The 781-nt window shown below is 32.9% G+C and carries 1 protein-coding gene and 1 pseudogene; both read right to left on the reverse strand.

Features of this window, described 5'->3' with window-relative positions; genetic code table 11:
* Positions 1–226: pseudogene (locus tag J3S90_RS15710) on the reverse strand (IS3 family transposase); the annotation flags it as partial.
* Between the two features lie 95 nt (positions 227–321).
* On the reverse strand, positions 322–732 hold the full coding sequence (locus J3S90_RS15715; protein ID WP_210646975.1) for a transposase: 411 nt from the start codon (positions 730–732) through the stop codon (positions 322–324).
* Positions 733–781 lie beyond the last annotated feature (49 nt).

The following is a 781-nucleotide window of genomic DNA, read 5'->3' on the forward strand; positions in this document are numbered from 1 at the left end:
CAAAGACTTGTTCTGCGTGGGTTAAAGTTAAATCTTTGAGCAGATTAGGAGATTTGAAAAAGAAGTGCTTAGAGTCGGTTGTAATATGAAAACGTTTTGTTTTCTTAACCAATAAACCATAACTTCTTAATAAATCGAAAAGTGCATCTCTTCCCATTTTTATATTATTTTGAATTAAGTCTTTCTCAATGTGTTCCATTAGTTTTCGAGTACCTGTTTTAGGCATTCTAATCCTGGTTTTACGCACTAAATCGAGAACCACTGTATGTTGTTGTTCTTTGATAAAGTCCTGTTTTATTCTTTGATAATAAGCCTGTTTGCTTATTCCGAAGCATTGATAGAGCCACTTTCTTTTGAAAGGCTTATTCTCTTTTTCTCTATCTCTTTTGCTAATGCCTCGGGCAAATACTTTTTTGAAAGATGCTCTCCTGTAATATGCTCAAAATCTGCGATAATGTCTTGCTGGAAGTCTTTGACAAACTCCAATTCTTCAATACGTTCGCGTAATTTTTTTAACTCGTCATTTTTACTCATAGCCTTAGATTTAGATTCAAAGTTAGATAATTTCTTAATCCAATAGGCAAGAGTTCCACGAGAAATGCCATATTTTTTTGAGGCATAATTAGCTGAAATTTGTCCGTTATTGATTTCAGCAATGATGGAAAGTTTGAGATCAAAGCTTATTTTTTGATACTCATTTTTTCGACAGGGTTGTTTTTTGTTTGTTTCCATAGGATACTAAAAGTGTTTAATTTTTAGTCAACCTATTTTAGGACGAGGC

Origin of the sequence: Flavobacterium flabelliforme (genome assembly GCF_017948675.1) — a bacterium.
Classification (GTDB): Bacteria; Bacteroidota; Bacteroidia; order Flavobacteriales; family Flavobacteriaceae; genus Flavobacterium; species Flavobacterium pygoscelis.

Excerpts from the sequence above, each read along its gene's own strand:
- J3S90_RS15715 (WP_210646975.1), bottom strand. The coding sequence starts at position 732 with ATGGAAACAAACAAAAAACAACCCTGTCGAAAAAATGAGTATCAAAAA.